At 63.5% G+C, this 19997-nt stretch carries 15 protein-coding genes; 4 read left to right on the forward strand and 11 right to left on the reverse strand.

What is annotated here, in order from left to right:
* Positions 1 to 107: 107 nt before the first annotated feature.
* The 6 genes from cmk to mtnA all read right to left on the reverse strand — a co-directional run bounded on the left by cmk (position 108) and on the right by mtnA (position 9654).
* Positions 108 to 794 (reverse strand): (d)CMP kinase, encoded by a 687-nt coding sequence (gene cmk / locus ACF8GB_RS02040; protein WP_023533778.1) that lies wholly within the window; start codon positions 792 to 794, stop codon positions 108 to 110.
* A complete protein-coding gene (locus ACF8GB_RS02045; protein WP_392526482.1) occupies positions 791 to 3031 on the reverse strand; it encodes a bifunctional prephenate dehydrogenase/3-phosphoshikimate 1-carboxyvinyltransferase in 2241 nt (746 codons plus the stop codon). The genes cmk and ACF8GB_RS02045 overlap by 4 nt, the downstream gene beginning before the upstream one ends.
* A 77-nt stretch (positions 3032 to 3108) precedes the next feature.
* Positions 3109 to 4203 carry a prephenate dehydratase gene (pheA, locus tag ACF8GB_RS02050; protein WP_058605607.1) on the reverse strand — a complete coding sequence of 365 codons (1095 nt, stop codon included), beginning with the start codon at positions 4201 to 4203 and terminating at the stop codon, positions 3109 to 3111.
* The gene (gene serC / locus ACF8GB_RS02055; RefSeq protein WP_058637580.1) at positions 4203 to 5288 is read right to left on the reverse strand and encodes a 3-phosphoserine/phosphohydroxythreonine transaminase; all 1086 of its coding nucleotides are present in this window, start codon (positions 5286 to 5288) and stop codon (positions 4203 to 4205) included. The genes pheA and serC overlap by 1 nt, the downstream gene beginning before the upstream one ends.
* A 136-nt stretch (positions 5289 to 5424) precedes the next feature.
* Positions 5425 to 8190 carry a DNA gyrase subunit A gene (gyrA, locus tag ACF8GB_RS02060; RefSeq protein WP_196125985.1) on the reverse strand — a complete coding sequence of 922 codons (2766 nt, stop codon included), beginning with the start codon at positions 8188 to 8190 and terminating at the stop codon, positions 5425 to 5427.
* Positions 8191 to 8577: 387 nt separating this feature from the next.
* On the reverse strand, positions 8578 to 9654 hold the full coding sequence (gene mtnA / locus ACF8GB_RS02065) for an S-methyl-5-thioribose-1-phosphate isomerase (protein ID WP_392526483.1): 1077 nt from the start codon (positions 9652 to 9654) through the stop codon (positions 8578 to 8580).
* A gap of 357 nt (positions 9655 to 10011) precedes the next feature.
* On the opposite strand from mtnA, the gene ubiG reads away from it, so the two are divergent.
* From ubiG to ACF8GB_RS02080, 3 genes are read left to right on the forward strand one after another with little or no spacing between them, the layout of a single operon-like run.
* On the forward strand, positions 10012 to 10710 hold the full coding sequence (gene ubiG, locus ACF8GB_RS02070) for a bifunctional 2-polyprenyl-6-hydroxyphenol methylase/3-demethylubiquinol 3-O-methyltransferase UbiG (protein WP_058605610.1): 699 nt from the start codon (positions 10012 to 10014) through the stop codon (positions 10708 to 10710).
* A 2-nt stretch (positions 10711 to 10712) separates the two neighbouring features.
* Positions 10713 to 11384 (forward strand): N-acetylmuramic acid 6-phosphate phosphatase MupP, encoded by a 672-nt coding sequence (mupP, locus tag ACF8GB_RS02075; RefSeq protein ID WP_196136248.1) that lies wholly within the window; start codon positions 10713 to 10715, stop codon positions 11382 to 11384.
* A gap of 26 nt (positions 11385 to 11410) precedes the next feature.
* Complete coding sequence (locus tag ACF8GB_RS02080) at positions 11411 to 12151, forward strand: YciK family oxidoreductase (RefSeq protein WP_078478915.1); 741 nt, start codon at positions 11411 to 11413, stop codon at positions 12149 to 12151.
* Positions 12152 to 12254: 103 nt separating this feature from the next.
* Here the strand turns inward: ACF8GB_RS02080 and ACF8GB_RS02085 are convergent, their stop codons facing one another.
* The 5 genes from ACF8GB_RS02085 to ACF8GB_RS02105 form a co-directional block, all read right to left on the reverse strand.
* The gene (locus tag ACF8GB_RS02085) at positions 12255 to 13040 is read right to left on the reverse strand and encodes a TenA family transcriptional regulator (protein ID WP_196185820.1); all 786 of its coding nucleotides are present in this window, start codon (positions 13038 to 13040) and stop codon (positions 12255 to 12257) included.
* 34 nt (positions 13041 to 13074) lie between these two features.
* Positions 13075 to 15531 carry an EAL domain-containing protein gene (locus ACF8GB_RS02090; protein ID WP_182139674.1) on the reverse strand — a complete coding sequence of 819 codons (2457 nt, stop codon included), beginning with the start codon at positions 15529 to 15531 and terminating at the stop codon, positions 13075 to 13077.
* 306 nt (positions 15532 to 15837) lie between these two features.
* A complete protein-coding gene (locus ACF8GB_RS02095) occupies positions 15838 to 16158 on the reverse strand; it encodes a hypothetical protein (RefSeq protein ID WP_058637574.1) in 321 nt (106 codons plus the stop codon).
* Positions 16155 to 17519: an acyclic terpene utilization AtuA family protein gene (locus ACF8GB_RS02100; RefSeq protein ID WP_058637573.1), complete on the reverse strand. Its 1365-nt coding sequence runs from the start codon at positions 17517 to 17519 to the stop codon at positions 16155 to 16157. The genes ACF8GB_RS02095 and ACF8GB_RS02100 overlap by 4 nt, the downstream gene beginning before the upstream one ends.
* Complete coding sequence (locus tag ACF8GB_RS02105) at positions 17520 to 18812, reverse strand: CitMHS family transporter (protein WP_058637572.1); 1293 nt, start codon at positions 18810 to 18812, stop codon at positions 17520 to 17522. It abuts the gene before it with no gap.
* A gap of 129 nt (positions 18813 to 18941) precedes the next feature.
* Between ACF8GB_RS02105 and ACF8GB_RS02110 the strand changes: the two genes are divergently transcribed.
* The gene (locus ACF8GB_RS02110; RefSeq protein WP_392526484.1) at positions 18942 to 19814 is read left to right on the forward strand and encodes a LysR family transcriptional regulator; all 873 of its coding nucleotides are present in this window, start codon (positions 18942 to 18944) and stop codon (positions 19812 to 19814) included.
* The last annotated feature ends 183 nt before the right edge of the window (positions 19815 to 19997 follow it).

Here is a 19997-nt window from a genome sequence, read left to right on the forward strand (position 1 = left end):
CGGGCGAAACAGACGCCCATCGCCACATTCCAGACAATGTGGGTTTCGTTTAGATAAAGGAAAGCGGGCAGGACGTTGACTGGTGCCCCTGCCTGCCTTCCTGGTTATCAGAGGAGATCGCGCAAGGCGAGCTCGCTCCTGATACGTTGCAACACCTGCTCGATGGACAACTCGGTTGAGTCCAACTGAATGGCGTCGGCCGCAGGTTTTAGCGGGGCCACTGCACGTTGGGTGTCGCGCTCGTCACGCGCACGAATCTCATCCAGCAGACTCGACAGACTAACATCTTCACCCTTGCCCTTCAACTGAAGGTAACGGCGGCGGGCACGTTCCTCGGCACTGGCGGTCAGAAACACCTTCAGCGGCGCGTCCGGAAACACCACCGTGCCCATGTCACGACCGTCGGCGATCAGGCCTGGCGCCTCGCGAAAGGCGCGCTGGCGCACCAGCAGTGCATCACGCACCGCAGGCAGCGAAGCGACCATCGAAGCGCCGGCACCGACGGTTTCGGTGCGGATCACGTTGCTGACATCCTCACCCTCGAGAATGATCTGCTGCAGTTTACCGGGCTCGGCGGCAATGAATTGCACATCCAGATGGGCGGCAAGTTGGGTCAGCAGTTCCTCATTGGTCAGGTCCACGCCGTGGTTGCTGGCATTGAAGGCCAGCAGACGGTACAGCGCGCCCGAATCCAGCAGCCGCCAACCCAGCTCGCGTGCCATCAGACCGGCCACGGTCCCTTTGCCGGAACCACTGGGTCCATCAATGGTGATGACCGGCGTCAAGGCGCTCACGACTTGCCCTCTTCGGCCACGCGGATGCCAACCTCAGCGCACAGTGACAGGAAGTTGGGGAACGAGGTGGCGACGTTGGCGCAGTCATGGATACGAATCGGCGCGCTAGCGCGCAGCGATGCGACGCTGAAGGCCATGGCGATGCGGTGGTCACCGTGCCCGTGCACCTCACCACCGCCCAGTTGCCCGCCGTCGATGATGATGCCATCGGGGGTGGGCTCACACTGGATGCCCAGGGTGATCAAGCCGTCGGCCATCACCTGGATGCGGTCGGACTCTTTAACCCGCAGTTCTTCGGCACCGCGCAGCACGGTACGCCCTTCAGCGCAGGCAGCGGCAACGAACAGCACGGGGAACTCATCGATGGCCAGCGGCACCAGCTCTTCAGGGATATCGATGCCCTTGAGCTTGGCACCGCGCACGCGCAGGTCGGCCACCGGCTCACCACCGACTTCACGCTGGTTTTCCAGGGTGATATCGCCACCCATAAGGCGCAGGATGTCGATGACGCCGGTACGGGTGGGGTTGATGCCGACATGTTCGAGCACCAGCTCCGAACCCTCGGCAATGGACGCCGCCACCAGGAAGAACGCTGCCGACGAAATGTCCGCTGGCACTTCGATGCGAGTCGCGGTCAGCTTGCCGCCAGCTTGCAGCGAAGCGACCGGGCCGTTGGTTTCGACCGAATAGCCGAAGCCGCGCAGCATGCGCTCGGTGTGATCACGGGTCGGCGCAGGCTCGGTGACGGTGGTCTTGCCTTCGGCGTACAGGCCAGCCAGCAGCAGGCAGGATTTGACCTGGGCACTGGCCATCGGCAGGGTGTAGGTCAGCGCCTTGAGTTTGCTGCCGCCGCGGATGGTCAGCGGCGGACGGCCGTCCGGACCGGTCTCGACCACAGCCCCCATTTCGCGCAGAGGGTTGGCCACTCGGTTCATCGGACGCTTGGAAAGCGAGGCGTCGCCGGTCATGGTGACGTCGAACGACTGGCCGGCCAGCAGGCCCGACAGCAGGCGCATCGAGGTACCGGAGTTGCCCACGTACAGCGGGCCAGGCGGCGGCTTAAGGCCATGCAGGCCGACGCCATGGATGGTCACGCGACCCTGATGAGGGCCTTCGATGACCACGCCCATGTCGCGAAAAGCCTGCAAGGTCGCCAGGGCATCTTCACCTTCGAGAAAACCCTCGACCTCGGTGGTGCCTTCGGCCAGCGAGCCGAGCATGATCGAGCGATGGGAAATCGACTTGTCGCCCGGTACGCGGATTCGCCCATTCAGGCGGCCACCGGGTTGGGCCAGGAAAATCAGATCGTTGGCGTTCATAGCGTCCACATAGGCCCGGCGGGCCAGGATTTTACTGAAATGCTCGCGGGCAAACCGAGCGCGGGTGAAAACACCCAGCAGCTGGTGCCCGTCCCCTTCAGCGATCGCGTCGCGCAGGGCGTCGAGATCACTGCGATATGTATCGAGTGTGCGCAGGACAGCGTCGCGGTTGGCAAGAAAAATGTCATGCCACATGGTCGGGTCGCTACCGGCGATTCTCGTGAAATCGCGAAAACCTCCCGCAGCGTACCGGAAGATGTCCAGGTTTTCATCGCGCTTGGCCAGCGAATCGACCAGCCCGAAGGCCAGCAGGTGTGGCAAGTGGCTGGTCGCGGCCAGCACTTCGTCATGGCGCTCGACCGGCATGTGCTCAACGTCAGCCTCCAGCGTACGCCACAGGCGATCGACCAAGGCCAGCGCTGCAGGGTCGGTTTCGGCTAGCGGCGTGAGGATGACCTTGTGCCGACGGAACAGGCTGGCGTTGGACGCCTCCACCCCGCTCTGCTCGGAGCCAGCGATGGGGTGGCCAGGCACAAAACGCGACAAGCGCTCGCCAAGCACCGAACGCGCTTCGCGCACGACGTTGCCCTTGGCACTGCCAACGTCCGTGATCACGGCCTCACCCAGATCGAGCCGGGCCAGGCGCGCCAGAACTTTCTCCATGGCTAGAATTGGCACGGCCAGTTGGATCACATCGGCGCCAAGGCAGGCCGTGGCCAGGTCCTCTTCGCAGCGGTCGACCACGCCCAGGGCAACGGCCTGCTTGCGCGACGGCGCATCGAGGTCGACGCCGACCACTTCGCGGCACAGGCCGCTTTCACGCAGGCCTTTGGCGAACGAGCCACCGATCAGACCGAGGCCGACCACCACCAGGCGGTCGATGATCGGGGCGGGTTTGGTGTTTGCTGCTTTTACCACTGGTATGAACCCTGTACGAAAATCGAGGCAGTCCATGAGGACTTACGGGGCCGTGCACCGACCCGGAAGGTTGCGCGTCAAAGCACCGCCTTCGGATAAGACCCCAGCACTTTCAGCGCCACCGCCTCCTGGCTGATCTGCTCTAGCACCGCCTTGATCAGCGGATCGCGGTGATGGCCGACGAAGTCGATGAAGAACACATAGGTCCACTTGCCACTGCGCGAAGGCCGGGTCTCGATGCGGGTCAGGTCGATACCATTCTGGTGGAACGGCACCAACAACTCGTGCAGTGCACCGGGCTTGTTGCTCATCGAGACGATGATCGACGTCTTGTCGTCCCCGGTGGGCGGCACTTCCTGGTTGCCGATCATCAGGAATCGCGTGGCGTTGTCCGGACGGTCCTCGATTTTCTCGGCAAGACGGGTCAGGCCGTACAGGTTGGCCGCCATGTCGCCTGCGATGGCCGCCGAGTTCCACTCACCCTTGACGCGCTTGGCAGCCTCGGCGTTGCTCGACACCGCCACACGCTCGACGTTGGGGTAATGGGCATCGAGCCACTTGCGGCACTGTGCCAATGACTGGGCATGGGAATAGATGCGACTGATGCTGTCGGTCTTGGTGTTCTCGCCCACCAGCAGGTGGTGGTGAATACGCAGCTCCACTTCGCCACAGATCACCATGTCGTGCTCGAGGAAGCTGTCGAGGGTGTGGCTGACTGCGCCTTCGGTGGAGTTTTCCACCGGCACCACGCCGAAGTTCACGGCCCCGGCTGCCACTTCGCGGAACACCTCGTCGATGGCCGCCATCGGACGACTGACCACGGCATGACCGAAATGCTTCATGGCGGCGGCCTGGGTGAAGGTACCTTCAGGGCCCAGGTAAGCGATCTTGAGCGGCTCTTCCAGTGCCAGGCACGAGGACATGATTTCGCGGAACAGCCGCGCCATTTCCTCGTTGTCCAATGGCCCCTTGTTGCGCTCCATCACGCGCTTGAGCACGGCAGCCTCGCGCTCGGGACGGTAGAACACCGGCGCCTCGCCCTCGGCCAGCGACGCGGTCTTGACCTTGGCCACTTCCTGAGCGCAGCGAGCACGCTCGCTGATCAGCTCAAGAATCCTTTCGTCGAGGCTGTCGATGCGCACACGCAGCGCCTGCAGTTCATGCTCGGACATCAACCGTGCTCCTTCTCGAATTCAGCCATGTAGTCCACCAGGGCTTCAACCGCATCCAGGCCCAGGGCGTTGTAGATGGATGCACGCATGCCTCCAACCGACCGGTGGCCCTTGAGGTTGAGCAAACCACGGGCGTCGGCACCGGCCAGGAAGGCCTTGTCCAGGCGTTCGTCGGCCAGGCGGAACGGGACGTTCATCCACGACCGGGCATTGACGCTGATCGGGTTGCTGTAAAACGCGCTGGCATCGATGAACCCGTACAGCAAGTCTTTCTTGGCACGGTTGCGCTGCTCCATGGCGTCCACGCCGCCCTGCTCCTTCAACCACTCGAAGACCAGGCCTGAGAGGTACCAGGCGTAAGTCGCAGGCGTGTTGTACATCGAGCCATTGTCTGCCGAGACCTTGTAATCGAGCATGGTCGGGCAACTGCTGCGGGCATGGCCCAGCAGGTCTTCCCGCACGATCACCACCACCAGCCCGCTAGGGCCGATGTTCTTCTGGGCACCTGCGTAGATCAGGCCGAACTGCGACACGTCGATGGGGCGCGAGAGAATGTCGGAGGACATGTCCACCACCAGCGGCACATCGCCGGTCTGTGGCACCCAGTCGAACTGCAGGCCACCGATGGTCTCGTTGGACGCATAGTGCACGTAAGCCGCGTTGGCGGTCAGGTTCCACTCGTTCTGGCCAGGAATGGCCAGGTAGTCGTAGGGCTTGGCGCTGGCAGCGACGTTGACGTTGCCGAAGCGGCGCGCTTCCTCGATGGCCTTTTTCGACCAGATCCCGGTCTCGATGTAGTCGGCGGTGCCGTCTTCTGGCAACAGGTTGAGCGGGATTTCGGCAAATTGCTGGCTGGCGCCGCCCTGCAGGAACAGCACCTTGTAATTGGAGGGGATGGACAGCAGGTCACGCAGGTCCTGCTCGGCCTTCTCGGCGATGGCCACGTAGTCGTCGCTGCGGTGGCTCATTTCCATGACCGACAGGCCCTTGCCGTGCCAGTCCAGCATCTCGGCCTGGGCGCGCTGCAGCACGGCATCAGGAAGCGCGGCAGGGCCTGCGCAGAAGTTAAAGGCTCGTTTGCTCACATCCACTCTCGCTCTGCCAAATAGAACAACATCGTAATTCGGTGGCCCAGGCCTGCTTGGGGCCCTTGCAGGCCAAATGCCTGGCTTGATCAGTCAAACGGGGCGACCTTGGTCGCCCCGTTCGGGTTCAGCGCACTTACTCTTGCGGGGCCTCTTCGGCGCCCGCCGCATCTTGCTCGTCAGGGGCCTGGGCCTCCACGCCCTCCTCGTCCAGCTCGATAAGCGCATCGAGCTCTTCCTCGGACGGCTCCTGGATACGCTCAAGGCCCACCAGCGTCTCGTCGGAAGCCAGCTTGATCAGCGTCACACCCTGGGTGTTACGGCTCAGGCTGGACACCTCGCCGACCCGGGTACGCACCAATGTGCCCTGATCGGAAATCAGCATGATTTCCTCACCTTCCTGCACCTGGATGGCGCCGATCAGCAAACCGTTGCGCCCCTTGGTACCCATGGCGATCACGCCCTGGCCGCCACGGCCGCGACGCGGGAACTTGGACAGCGGGGTACGCTTGCCATAGCCACGCTCGGACGCGGTAAGGATCTGCGCGCCGGACTCCGGGATCAGCATCGAAATGATCTGCTGGCCCTTGCCCAGCTTCATGCCGCGCACGCCACGGGCGGTACGGCCCATTTCGCGCACCACGCTCTCGGCAAAGCGGATGACCTTGCCGGCGTCGGAGAACATCATGACTTCCTTGGCGCCATCGGTGATGGCCGCCGCGATCAGGGTGTCGCCTTCCTTGAGCTTCAGGGCGATCAGGCCGTTGGAGCGAGGACGGGCGAACTGGACCAGCGGCGTCTTCTTGACGGTGCCGGAGGCGGTGGCCATGAAGATGTAAGCGCCGGTAGGCTCTGCCGCCCACTCGGGGGTGTCGCCTTCTTCCTCGTCCACTTCCTCCACTTCGACCAGCTCGCCTTCGAGCACGGTGTCATCGGCGTCTTCGAGTTCTTCTTCGAGGTCGGCGTTCTGCTGCAAGGCTTCAAGATCGACCTGCAACATGGCGGTGATGCGCTCACCCTCTTCCAGCGGCAGCAGGTTGACCAGCGGGCGACCACGGGCAGCGCGGGACGCCTCGGGGATTTCGTAGGTCTTCTTCCAGTACACCTTGCCCTTGCTTGAGAACAGCAGCAGGGTAGCGTGGCTGTTGGCCACCAACAGGTGCTCGATGTAGTCCTCGTCCTTCACGCCGGTGGCCGACTTGCCCTTGCCGCCACGGCGCTGGGCCTGGTAGGCGGACAATGGCTGGGTCTTGGCATACCCGCCATGGGAAATGGTCACCACACGCTCTTCTTCCGGGATCATGTCGCCGTAGTTGAGGTCGTGGCTGGCATTGAGGATTTCGGTGCGACGGGCATCGCCGTACTCGGCGCGAATCGCTTCGAGCTCTTCGCGGATGACTTCCATCAGGCGCTCGGCGCTGTTGAGAATGCGGATCAGCTCACCGATCTGTTCCAGGATTTCCTGGTACTCGGCCAGCAGCTTCTCGTGCTCCAGGCCAGTTAGGCGGTGCAGACGCAGGTCAAGGATGGCCTGAGCCTGTTCTGGCGAGAGGTAGTACTTGCCGTCGCGCAGGCCATACTGTTCAGGCAGGTCGGCCGGGCGGCACGACTCGGCGCCGGCACGTTCGACCATGACCTGCACGGCACTCGATTCCCAGGCGGTGGACACCAGGGCTTCCTTGGCCTCGGACGGCGTGGGCGAGGCCTTGATCATCGCGATGACCGGGTCGATGTTGGACAGCGCAACCGCCTGGCCTTCAAGGATGTGGCCGCGCTCACGCGCCTTGCGCAGTTCGAACACGGTGCGCCGGGTAACCACTTCGCGGCGGTGGCGCACGAAGGCTTCGAGCAGGTCCTTGAGGTTGAGCAGGCGCGGACGGCCATCGACCAGGGCGACGATGTTGATGCCGAACACGCTCTGCAGCTGGGTCTGCGAGTACAGGTTGTTGAGCACCACCTCCGGCACCTCGCCGCGACGCAGCTCGATGACGATGCGCATGCCGTCCTTGTCGGACTCGTCGCGCAGCTCGGTGATGCCCTCGATCTTCTTCTCTTTGACCAGTTCGGCGATCTTCTCGATCAGACGCGCCTTGTTCAACTGGTACGGCAGCTCGGTCACGACGATCTGCTGGCGACCGCCCACCTTGTCGATGTCTTCGATCTGGGAGCGGGCACGCATGTAGATGCGGCCACGGCCGGTGCGGTAGGCCTCGATGATGCCCTGGCGGCCGTTGATCAGGCCGGCGGTAGGGAAGTCAGGACCGGGGATGTGCTGCATCAGCTCATCGATGGTGACGTCCGGGTTATCGATCAGCGCCAGGCAGCCATCGATGACTTCGCCCAGATTGTGCGGCGGAATGTTGGTGGCCATGCCCACGGCGATGCCGCTGGAACCGTTGACCAGCAGGTTGGGAATACGCGTCGGCATGACCGCCGGGATCTGCTCGGTGCCGTCGTAGTTGGGCACCCAGTCGACGGTTTCCTTGTGCAGGTCGGCCAGCAGCTCATGCGCCAGCTTGGCCATGCGCACTTCGGTGTATCGCATGGCCGCGGCGTTGTCGCCGTCCACCGAACCGAAGTTGCCCTGGCCGTCGACCAGCAGGTAGCGCAGCGAGAAGGGCTGGGCCATACGCACGATGGTGTCGTAGACCGCAGTGTCGCCGTGCGGGTGGTACTTACCGATCACGTCACCGACCACACGGGCGGATTTCTTGTACGGCTTGTTCCAGTCGTTGCCCAGTTCGCTCATCGCAAAGAGAACGCGGCGATGCACGGGCTTCAAGCCGTCACGCGCATCGGGCAGCGCTCGCCCGACAATCACGCTCATCGCGTAGTCGAGGTAAGACTGTCTCAGTTCGTCTTCGATATTGACCGGGAGGATTTCTTTGGCCAGTTCGCCCATGAGAAGCCTGATTCCTTTTTCTGGTGAAACTTCGCAGCGCCATCAAGGGCCGAACGAAGCTCGCCGCCGCAGTGCACTCGCCCGCGACGACTTACGACAAATCAATGAGTTGTGCCATGGATCTGCGCAATGAAGACCGCCGCACAGCGGGGTCTTGGAAACTGCCGGATATTACCACAACGGCAGGGGTAGTGGGAGATGCGGCAAGCGGCCAGCCGGGCCGCGAATTCATGCCCAGGCCGAGGGGCCCGCGCCGTGGTGCAAGGAAGCCGCGAGCACCACCAGGCCCGCGTTCGACAGCGTGCCGGCAGGGCGCCCAGGCATGGAAAAACGCCTGCCGAGGGTCACGCCCGGCAGTCGAGCGCAACGCAACTGCTGTGTCGCCCTTCAGTGCAAACGCTTGCGGCACATCATCTGCGCCAGCTTGGCCGCATCCGGGCGTTCGATGATGCCCCGCTCGGTCACGATCACATCGATCAGGTCCGCCGGGGTCACGTCGAAGACAGGATTGAACACCTCCACCTGCGGCGCCACCCGGGTGCCGGCATAGTCGAGCAGTTCATCCGGTTCGCGCTCTTCAAGCGGGATGTCGTCGCCCGTTTCCAGGTTCAGGTCGATACTGCTGCTCGGGGCCACGACCATGAAGCGCACACCATGGTGCATGGCGCTGACCGCCAGTTGGTAGGTACCGATCTTGCTGGCCACATCTCCGTTGGCAGCGATGCAATCAGCGCCGACCACGACCCAAGTGATGCCCTTGGTCTTCATCAGGTGCGCCAGGGCCGAATCGGCGCACAGGGTGACCGGCAGGCCTTCGTTGGCCAGCTCCCAGGCCGTGAGCCGCGAACCCTGCAGCCACGGGCGAGTTTCCCCGGCATAGACCCGCTCCACCATCCCTTCCAGAAAGCCTGCGCGAATCACACCCAGCGCCGTTCCGAAACCGCCGCTGGCCAAAGCCCCGGCATTGCCATAGGTCAGCAGCGTCTGGGCATTGCCCTGGTGCCGGCGGATCAGCTCGGTGCCGTGCTGGGCCATGGTCAGATTGGCCTCGCGATCGCTTTCGTGAATGGCCAGCGCCTCGGCTTCCAGCGCACCCAGCACATCTTCGCCGGGACGCAGGCGTTGCAGGCGCTCGCGCATGCGGTTCAGGGCCCAGAACAGGTTGGCCGCGGTAGGGCGCGCCTCGGCCAGGAGCAAGAAATCCTCTTCGAGGTCCATCTCCCAGTCGCCCCCTTCGGCCAGGCGCTCCTCGGCGGCCAGGACCAGCCCATACGCCGCCACGATACCGATGGCCGATGCGCCACGCACGGCCATGTCGCGAATGGCGGTGGCCACCTGCGCGACCGTGTCGCAGGCTAGCCAGTGCTCCTGGGATGGCAGCAGGCGCTGGTCGAGCAGATGCAGAACGCCGCCCTGCCAGCGGATTCCGGTCACCTTCTCGGCCGCCATAAGTTGCTCGCGCATCACCTCTCCCCGTCGTTCGCGTATCAAAAGCCGGCGATTATAGCGACCCGGCGCCCTGAGCGCTCGGGTATACTTCGGCCTTTTCGAGCGCAAGCTGCGCGCCGCAGACACCCGGCAGCACAAGCAAGGTTGGGCACAGAGCCGCTGGCCGAAGCACCACCAACGCCCGCTCTCTGGCGTGGGCCTGCCAGGCCACGCACAGAAAGCTGCCGCAAGCTCTGCGGGCAAAAGGCTCATGGCGTCTGACAAGACAAGCCTGACGCCGTGCGAACGCTTGGGCCAACGCCACCGTCTGTATGTCATGCACCTTGCAGCTTGCCACGTGAAGCTGATTCCCACGTTTCTGAGGACTGTTCAATGAGCAACGTCGACCGCGCTGAAATCGCAAAATTCGAAGCGCTGGCCCACCGCTGGTGGGACCGCGAGAGCGAGTTCAAGCCGCTGCACGATATCAACCCGCTGCGCGTCAACTGGATCGACGAGCGCGCCCACCTTGCTGGCAAGAACGTGCTGGACGTGGGTTGCGGCGGCGGCATCCTCAGCGAAGCCATGGCCCTGCGCGGCGCTTCGGTGACCGGCATCGACATGGGCGAGGCGCCCCTGGCCGTCGCCCGCCTGCATCAGCTGGAATCGGGTGTGGAGGTCGAATACCGTCAGGTCACGGCCGAGGCCCTGGCCGAAGAAATGCCAGGTGCCTTCGACGTGGTCACCTGCCTTGAGATGCTCGAGCATGTGCCTGACCCCTCATCGGTGATCCGCGCCTGCTACCGCATGGTCAAGCCAGGCGGCCAGGTGTTCTTCTCCACCATCAACCGCAACCCCAAGGCCTACCTGCTGGCCATCGTCGGCGCCGAGTACATCCTCAAGATGCTCCCGCGCGGCACCCACGACTTCAAGAAATTCATCCGCCCTTCCGAGCTGGGTGCCTGGAGCCGCGTCGCCGGCCTTGAGGTCAAGGACATCATCGGCCTGACCTACAACCCGCTGACCAAGCACTACAAGCTCAGCAGCGATGTGGACGTCAACTACATGATCCAGACCCTGCGCGAGGAATAAGCATGCGCCTGCGAGCGGTACTCTTCGACATGGACGGCACCTTGCTGGACACGGCGCCCGACTTCATCGCCATCTGCCAGGCCATGCTCACCGATCGAGGCCTGCCGGCCGTCGACGACGCGCTGATTCGGGGCGTGATCTCCGGGGGTGCGCGCGCCATGGTGGCCGCCACCTTCGCCATGGACCCGCAGGCCGAAGGTTTCGAAGCCTTGCGCCTGGAGTTCCTGGAGCGCTACCAGCGCGACTGCGCCGTGCATACCCGCCTGTTCGACGGCATGGCCGAGCTGCTGGAGGACATCGAGCGAGGCAAGCTGTTGTGGGGCGTGGTCACCAACAAGCCTGTGCGCTTCGCCGAGCCGATCATGCAGCGCCTGGGGCTGGCTGAACGGTCGGCCTTGCTGATCTGCCCGGATCATGTAAAGAACAGCAAGCCCGACCCCGAGCCGCTCATCCTGGCCTGCAAAACCTTGGCGCTGGACCCTGCCAGCGTGCTGTTCGTCGGTGACGATCTGCGCGATATCGAATCCGGCCGCGATGCCGGCACCCGCACCGCAGCGGTACGCTTCGGCTACATCCATCCCGAGGACAACCCCAACAACTGGGGTGCCGATGTGGTGGTGGACAGCCCGCAGGACCTGCGTAAAGTCATCGACAGCGCCCTCTGTGGTTGCTGATCACCGCTAACGCCAAAGGATCTGACATGTTCGAATACACTGCCCGCCCCGACCTGCTAAAAGGCCGGGTCATCCTGGTCACCGGTGCCGGGCGCGGCATCGGCGCCGCCGCGGCCAAGGCCTACGCTGCCCTGGGCGCCACGGTGCTGCTGCTCGGCAAGACCGAAGCGAACCTCAATGCGCTTTATGACGAGATCGAAGCGGCCGGGCACCCCCAGCCTGTGGTGATCCCGTTCAACCTGGAAACCGCCCTCGCCCATCAGTACGACGAGCTGGCGGTCATGATCGAGGAACAGTTCGGGCGCCTGGACGGGTTGCTCAACAACGCCTCGATCATCGGCCCACGCACGCCCATGGAGCAGTTGTCGGGCGACAACTTCATGCGCGTCATGCACATCAACGTCAATGCCACCTTCATGCTCACCAGCACCCTGCTGCCGCTGCTCAAGCAGTCCGAAGATGCTTCGGTGGTGTTTACCAGCAGCAGTGTCGGGCGCAAGGGTCGCGCTTATTGGGGCGCCTACGGCATCTCCAAGTTCGCCACCGAAGGCATGATGCAGACCCTGGCAGACGAGCTCGAAGGGGTGGCGCCGGTGCGCTCCAACAGCATCAACCCGGGCGCGACGCGTACGGCCATGCGCGCGCAGGCCTACCCGAGCGAGAACCCTCAGGACAACCCGCTGCCTGAGGAAATCATGCCGGTCTACCTCTACCTGATGGGGCCTGACAGCAAGGATGTGAACGGGCAGGCATTCAACGCCCAGTGATGGGCTGGCCTACCTGACACAGCGTTGTGCATGTGCACTCGTCTCCCCGCCCATCGCCGAGGTGCCAGCGATGGGCGGGGCCTGCATCACGACAGCCGCGCAATCACCCCGCCGCCAACGCCAGGCTCGCCCGCTCGTGCTGGGTGACTTCAAGCTGCATGCACCGCTCCAGGAACAGGTACATGCAGTCATAGCTCTTGCAGATGGCTCGGCGCAACTCAGTGCGCAAGGCCATGCTCGGGTTCTCGCCTACCAGCGTACAGATGATCTCCAGCGCCTCCCACGGGTGGGTGTCGTCATACTGCGCGTGCATCTTCAGCCACTTCATGGCCCGCTTGCGCTGCTCTTCCGGAAAGCCCATCGCGTAGGTGTCGGTGGAACACACCACCGCCGACCACTCCCCGGTGGCCCCTTCGATGGCGTAGTTGGTGGCGGCCATGGCAATGGCCAGGTTTTCCGTGGCACATACACGCCAGCACCAATCGTTGAGGCCATTGAGCTCGGGCGGCACATCCTGGGCCTGCAGGTCGTGCAGGTGAATGCCGTGGGCGTGGGCCCAGTTCACCCAGTAGTCGGCATGGTTGAGCTCCACGCGGATATTGCGCATCAACCAGCGCCGCGCCATGTCCTCGCCTGGGTGCCGGCCATACCGGGTTTTGGTGAGGTTATGGGCCATGTACAACGAGAACTGCTCCACCACCGGCCAGCCACCGATCAGGTACTGGCGAATGGTCGCTTGCTTCAACTTGCCGTCACGCAGACGTCGATACACCTCATGGTCAACCACCCGCTGCTTGCTCTCATGGCAATCGGCAAGCAGTTGCTGGGCCCACTTGGGGTAACTGGCCGGGTCCATCAATGGCCCGATACGAACGAATGCATCAATCACTGTCTACTCCTTGTTCCTTGTGATTTCCAGCTAACTAACGAAACGTGCCAGGTGCCCGCTGCAACAGAGGCCGGGCGGCAATCCGTTGGCGATGCAGACTGTCACAGGTAAATACCTGGGGCCGCTCGATCAGATAGCCCTGGGCATAATCGACACCAATTTCCTGTAACGCTTGCTCGATCATGGGTGTTTCCACGAATTCTGCAATCGTGCGCTTGCCCATGACATGGCCGATATGGTTGATGACTTCGACCATGGCCCGATTGACCGGGTCGTCCAGCATGTCCTTGACGAAGCTGCCGTCGATCTTGAGAAAGTCGACGGGCAGATGCTTGAGGTAGGCGAACGATGACATGCCAGCACAGAAATCATCCAGTGAAAAACGACAACCCAGGCCTTTTAGCTCATTGATGAAGCGGATGGCGCTGCCCAGGTTGGCAATGGCGCTGGTTTCGGTGATCTCGAAGCAGATCATGCGCGGAGGAATAGCATATTCGGCGAACAGGCGCTGCAGGTACTCGAGGAACTTGTCATCGCCGATGCTGGCACCGGACAAGTTGATGGCGCAGGTCGATAGCGGCCCCTGGTGGCCGGCATCTAGGCATTGGCGGATGATGATGAAGACGTTGCGCACTACCCAGCGATCAAGCGCGGTAATCAACCCATAGCGCTCGGCGGCCGGGATGAAGCTATTGGGCAGTATGGTGCGCCCGCTTTCATCGTGCAGGCGCAACAGGATTTCGATGTGGCCAGGCCCCTCGAAGGCCTTCAACGGCGCGATTTCCTGGGCGTACAGACAGAACCTGTTCTCTTCCAGGGCCACGTGCAAGCGCTGAATCCAGGCCATCTCGCCAAAACGAATGGACAGCTCGCTGTCATCGGCGTGGTACACCTGCACCCGGTTGCGCCCCTTTTCCTTGGCCATGTAGCAGGCCATGTCTGCTGCCCGCAGCGACGCCTCGAGGGTGCCGGGGGCCTGGGCGATATGCACCAGGCCGATGCTGACGGTGGTCACGAACGGCCGCCCTTTCCACACGAAATGCAGGCTTTGGACCGTCTGGCGTAGCTGCTCGGCAATCCGCTCCGCCTGCTCGGACGGGCAGTTCTCAAGCAGCACGCCAAACTCATCGCCCCCTAGCCGCGCCAGGGTGTCGCCTTCACGCAGGCCCGATTGCAGCACGGCGCAGATGTGCCGAAGCAGCTCGTCCCCGGCGGCATGCCCACAGGTATCGTTGACCAGCTTGAACTGGTCCAGGTCCAGGAACATCAGCGAATGCCGCCCAGGCTGGCGCGCCAGCGCATTGAGCGCCTGCTCCAGTCGGTATTCGAACTCGCGACGGTTGGCCAGGCCGGTCAGTGCATCGTGCGTGGCCTGCCAGGAGAGGTTGGCGATGTACTGGCGCTCCTGAGTCATGTCGTGCAGCACCAGCACGATGCCATTGACCTGCCCGTCGTTGACGATGGACGAGCCCACCAGATTGATCGACACCGTACTGCCGTCCAGGCGCTGAATCAGCCGCGCATGTTCGGCACCGCCTTTCAAACTGCCACTGAGCACCTGTTCCACCAGGCTGCGGCCCTCGTCCACATCGTGCTCGTCCACCAGGGTGAACAGTGCAGACAACGGCAGGCCCAGCGCCTGGGCGGCCTGCCAGTGGGTCAGTTGCTCGGCCGCCGGGTTCATGTAGCCGATCAAGCCCTCCACATCCGTGGTGATCACCGCATCACCAATAGCCTGCAGGGTGATCTGCGCCCGCTCTTTTTCCTCCTGCAGCGCGTTGGCAAACGCCTGGCGCTGGGCCAGCAGTTTGCTGGAGCGCCGCCAGGCGATGGTGATCAGGATCATCGCGGTCAGCAGGTTGGTGATCAGCAGTACCCGCAGCAAGACACGCGACCCCTCGCCCAGGGCATCGCTGAAGGCCTTGGCAGCCGGCGTCACCCCCTCGTTGATGGTGGCAATGCGGCTTTTCCAGGCACGGATCACCTGCTCATCGACCGGCCCGCTGGCGAAGCGCTGATGCATCTCCCCGGCCAGCACGTTCAGCTTGGCCAGGTAGTCGTCGCCGATGTCCCAGTAATTGATGGCTGTCTGCAGGTAGCTGACGGTGCGAAAGTGACGGTAGAACCAGATGATGCGTTCCACGTCGTCGGGGTGGTTGCCACCTTGCAGGACGGCCTGACGGACCGCCTCCAGGTCCAGACTCGACTGATCCATGAGCTTGCGCGCGCGGTGATCGCCCTGGGGCACCACGATGGCCTGCTGATAGCGGCCATAGGTGGCTTCGTCGCGGGTGGTGGCGTACAGGTTGAGGTAGTAGATGGCGTCTTTTTGCGCTTTGGACCACAAGCTTTCGCCCGCCACGTAGGCACGCACGGCAGAAAGCGTGTAGAGGCTGAGACTACCAAGGGCGACTTGGAAAACCACCACGGCGATGAATGGCCAGGTGAGCCCGAGTAGCTTGGGCGCTTCTTGAGTGCGATGTCCCTTCATGGAGTCCCTGTCACAGAGCAGATAAGGCGCGAATCAACCCAGACAAAGCACAGCGTAGGCCATCTGCCATTAACGCGATGGAAATTTAGGGGCCTGATTTCAGTCAATGATGGCCGCCACGCCTGCTGCCTTGTGGGCGCGGTGTCTGGCTCGCCGGTTTGAGCGTGGCGCAGTGCTGGACATATTGTCGCAGACACCGCATGGACCACGTCAATTAAGTCATGACAGCCTAGCTTTTGATCAACTCAAGGTGCGCAACGCGGGGGCCGAGCTTGATCACCGCGCACGCCGCAGGCCAACCCCTTGTCAGAGTTCGAGGTCCAGCAGTGCCGCCCCCAGCGCCTTGCCATGGGCATCCAACGCCAGCGATCGGGTCACACCACCGCGCAGGATCCCGGGCAGCACGAAGTTCAACGCCCCGAGCTGCGCCAACTCGTACCGGCGAACGGGGGGCCCTGCCGGGTCCAGAAGTTCGGCAAAGTGGGCCGTGACGCGCGCTACCGTGAGCCACTGGGCCAGGCGCGGGTAGTCAGCAGAATCAAAGGCGATTACCGAGATGTTCGACGTGTCGCCCTTGTCGCCGGTACGGCTGTGGGCTATGTCCCGCAGTTTTGTCGGGGTACTCATGCCATCTCCTCCAGATGCACCTGCAAGGTCACCGCGTCCCTGGGCAGCAACAGCGAAGCCACCGCCACTACCTGACGCACCGACTTGCTCGCCCCACCGCCGCCATAGGGACCGTTGGTATAAAGGGTTTCCACCTCGTTGCCGATGCGCACCGCATCGCTTTTGGAGGCGCAGCGCGCCGCCACACGCAGCCGCACCTCCCAGGGTTCGCCCTGGGCGCGCTGGCCCAGGTCATCACCGTGCAGGGCACTGACGCCAATCAGCTCGCTGCGGATGTCGTCGCAGGCCACACCGGTCAGTTGCAGTCGCTTGCGTACGATGGCTTCGGCCAGGCGCCCGCGGGCTACTGCACCAGGGCCGCCATAGGACATCTGCCCTTCGCCGATCCAACCGTCGAGAAAACCCACCGACACCTTCAACGCCTCCGGGCGCGCGCGCCCATCAGCGCCCTGCACCCGGACCTCATCCTGGGCCAGGGCCTGAAACGCCACCTGGCTGAAATCAGCGGTCACATCGGGCGTAAGGTAAGCGGCCGGGTCATGGACTTCGTACAGCAGTTGCTCAGTACAGGTAGAAGTATCAATGCGCCCGCCGGAACCGGCCACCTTGCTGATCACCGCATGGCCCGTTGCATCGATTTCGGCCAGTGGGAAACCGAGGCGGTCGAGGTCGGGCACCTCCTTCACACCGGGATCGGCGAAGTAGCCGCCACTGATCTGCCCTGCGCATTCGAGCAGGTGCCCAACCAGGGTGCCGCGCCCGAGCAACGTCCAGTCGTCCTCGCGCCAGCCGAACTCGAACAGCTGCGGCGCGAGAAACAGCGACGGATCGGCCACCCGGCCAGTGACCACAACGTCGGCATCGGCCTGCAAGGCCTGCACAATGCCTGCTGCGCCCACATAAGCGTTGGCTGAAATCAACCGGTCGCCGAGCTCAGCCAGGGTGGCGCCGTTGTCGAGGGTCTGTTCGGGCCGTTGCTGCAAGGTGGCGAGCACATCGTCGCCGGTCAGCGCCGCTACCTTGATACCAGGCATACCGAGTTCAGCCGCAATGCGGCGGATTTCACTGGCCGCGCCCAGTGGGTTGGCCGCCCCCATGTTGGTGATGATGCGCAGGCGCCGCCGCGTGCCGTCTGCCCCTGTGCCTACATAGGGCAGCACGCGGCGCATGCGCTCGCCGAGCAGGGGGTCGAAACCACCGTGCGGGTCGAGCAGCCGCGCTTGCTGCGCCAGGGCGATGGTGCGCTCGGCCAGGCACTCGAACACCAGGTAATCCAGTTCGCCCTGTTGCGCCAACTCGATGGCCGGCTCGATGCGGTCGCCCGAGTAGCCGGCGCCAGCGCCGATGCGTATGGTTTTCATCTAGAAAACTCCAATGACCAGGGCGGTCAAGGTCATCAGGACCGAGGCCGCGAACAGGAAAGGGATGGTAAAGCGTTGGTGATCGGCCAGTTCGATCTTGCACAGGCCGACCAGCAGGAAGGTCGCGGGGGTCAGTGGGCTGACCGGAAAGCCCGTGGTGTGCACACCCAGAAGCGAAGCCTGGGCCACTTGCATCGGGTCCACGCCCAAGGCCCTGCCCACCTCGGCGACCACCGGCATGATGCCGAAATAGAACGAATCCGGGTCGAACAGCAGGCTCAAGGGCATGGACAGAAAGCCGACCACCGCAGGAATCAGTTGGCCGTGCCCTGCGGGAATCTGCCCCACCGCCACCTCGGCCATGGCCTTGAGCATGCCGGTGCCTTGCATGATGCCGGTGAAGACCCCAGCGGCCAGAAGAATGCTGGCCATGGTCAGGGCGGTCTTGGCATGGGCGTCGATGCGCGCCCGCTGCGCGTCCACGTTGGGGTAGTTCAGGCACAAGGCAAGCACGGTGCCGACCATGAACATCACCACCGGGTCCACCACCCCTGCGATCATGATCCCCATCACCACCAGGGTCAGCAGCAGGTTGGGCCAGAACAGGCGGGGCTTGCGCAGCTCGCGCTCGGCGTCAGTGAGCGTACGTTGATGCGGCGTGACGTCGAGTTGGTCCCGGCCCAGGCCCAGGCGCCGTTCTTCGCGGCGCCCAAGCCAGTAGGCACAGGCGAAGACAAAGATCAGCCCGACGATCTGCACCGGAATCAGCGGCTGGAACAGGTCGGCCACCGGCACGTGCAGCGCTGCCGATGAGCGCAGCACCGGGCCGGTCCAGGGCAGGAAGTTGACCCCGGCCGCCATGGCCGTGACGCAGGCCAGAATGCGCTTGTCCATGCCAAGGCGCGTGTACAGCGGCAGCATCGCCGGAATGGTCACCAGGAAGGTCACTGCGCCCGAACCGTCCAGATGCACCAGCAAGGCCAGCAAGGCCGTGCCCATGACGATGCGCGTCGGGCGTGTGCCGACGCGCTTGAGGATGCGATCAATGATCGGGTCAAGCATGCCGGCGTCGGTCATGATGCCGAAGAACAAGATGGCAAAGACGAACATGCCCACGACCGGGGCGACGTTCTTGATGCCGGTGATGATGAAGGCGCTGGTCTGCAGGCCGAAGCCGCCGAGCAGCGCCGCGATGATGGGCAGGGCAATCAGGGCGACCAAGGGAGAGATGCGCTTGCTCATGATGCTCACGAGCATGCACAGGATAGTGGCGACACCGAGGGTGGCGAGCATGGGGTTTCCTCTTCGGCCTCTGGTTCGCAATTGCGAGAGAAGGCCCTGTTGTTGTTTTGCAAGAGTAATAACAACGGCGTTAGGCTCTGTGAATTGAAATATTCGGCAGGCCACGTTCGGAAAAACAAAATGAAAAATGCGATCCAGCTCATCCGCGCGTTCCTGGCCGTGGCGCAAACCGGCAACTTTTCCAAAGCGGCCGTGGCCTTGAACCTGTCGCCTTCGGCGCTCACCGTGCAGATTCGCCAACTCGAAGACTGGCTCGGGGTGACTTTGCTCGAACGCAGCCCGCGCCACGTCGGCCTGACCGCTGCCGGTCAGCATGCATTGCTGCCGATGGAAAAGTTGCTGCTCGACCTGGACAACATCGTCGAAGCGGCCCGCGACCATGCCACCTCCCGTCGGGGCGTACTGACCATCGCGGCCCTGCCCTCACTATGCTCGGGGCTGCTGCCAGGCGTGGTGCAGCGCTTTCGCGAACGCTTCCCCGGCATCGAGGTCCGGCTGCGCGACGTGGTAGCCCAGCGCATCGATACGCTGGTGCTGGAGCAAGAAGTGGATTTCGGCCTGGGTGTACAGGCGCGGCCTACCCAGGGGCTGGCGTTCAAGGCCCTGCTCGAAGATCGCCTGTGCCTGTACGTGCCGCACGACCACCCCTTGGCCAGGCGGACAGCGGTGACCCTGGCCGAAGCGGCGGCATACCCCATGCTGCTGACCGGACGGGGCAGCAGCGTGCGCAACCTGGTCGAGCGGCTGTTCGCCGACGCGCGCCTGCCCCTGGCGGCAGGGCTTGAAGCCAATTACATGTCGACGGTGCTGGCCCTGGTGCGCCAGGGCCAGGGTGTTGCATTGTTGCCCGAGTCGGCCGACGAGGGCCGTGACGAAGTGAGCAAGGTGGTGGTGGATCATCCGGGCGTGGTACGCGAGATCGGCGTCATCACGCGGGCCGAACAGGTGATGGCGCCGGCCGGTGTGGAATTCCTGCGATTGCTCAAGCCTTAGTCTGAGTGTGAAGCTAGAGAACTCGGTGTGATGTTGTTCGTTTAGGGCCGCTACGCGGCCCATCGCGGCACAAGGGCCGCTCCTACACCCAATTCGGTAGCTTTCAAGTACGGTGCAAAGACAGTGGCTGCGCAGGTAGGGCTACACGATCTCGAGTGACACGGCCCCCCCTATAGGAGCGGC

It is taken from the genome of Pseudomonas sp. xss_4, assembly GCF_043104125.1.
Classification (GTDB): Bacteria; Pseudomonadota; Gammaproteobacteria; order Pseudomonadales; family Pseudomonadaceae; genus Aquipseudomonas; species Aquipseudomonas parafulva_B.

Excerpts from the sequence above, each read along its gene's own strand:
- pheA (WP_058605607.1), bottom strand. The coding sequence starts at position 4,203 with ATGTCCGAGCATGAACTGCAGGCGCTGCGTGTGCGCATCGACAGCCTC.
- gyrA (WP_196125985.1), bottom strand. The coding sequence starts at position 8,190 with ATGGGCGAACTGGCCAAAGAAATCCTCCCGGTCAATATCGAAGACGAA.
- mtnA (WP_392526483.1), bottom strand. The coding sequence starts at position 9,654 with ATGCGCGAGCAACTTATGGCGGCCGAGAAGGTGACCGGAATCCGCTGG.
- ubiG (WP_058605610.1), top strand. The coding sequence starts at position 10,012 with ATGAGCAACGTCGACCGCGCTGAAATCGCAAAATTCGAAGCGCTGGCC.
- mupP (WP_196136248.1), top strand. The coding sequence starts at position 10,713 with ATGCGCCTGCGAGCGGTACTCTTCGACATGGACGGCACCTTGCTGGAC.
- ACF8GB_RS02080 (WP_078478915.1), top strand. The coding sequence starts at position 11,411 with ATGTTCGAATACACTGCCCGCCCCGACCTGCTAAAAGGCCGGGTCATC.
- ACF8GB_RS02090 (WP_182139674.1), bottom strand. The coding sequence starts at position 15,531 with ATGAAGGGACATCGCACTCAAGAAGCGCCCAAGCTACTCGGGCTCACC.
- ACF8GB_RS02095 (WP_058637574.1), bottom strand. The coding sequence starts at position 16,158 with ATGAGTACCCCGACAAAACTGCGGGACATAGCCCACAGCCGTACCGGC.
- ACF8GB_RS02100 (WP_058637573.1), bottom strand. The coding sequence starts at position 17,519 with ATGAAAACCATACGCATCGGCGCTGGCGCCGGCTACTCGGGCGACCGC.
- ACF8GB_RS02105 (WP_058637572.1), bottom strand. The coding sequence starts at position 18,812 with ATGCTCGCCACCCTCGGTGTCGCCACTATCCTGTGCATGCTCGTGAGC.
- ACF8GB_RS02110 (WP_392526484.1), top strand. The coding sequence starts at position 18,942 with ATGAAAAATGCGATCCAGCTCATCCGCGCGTTCCTGGCCGTGGCGCAA.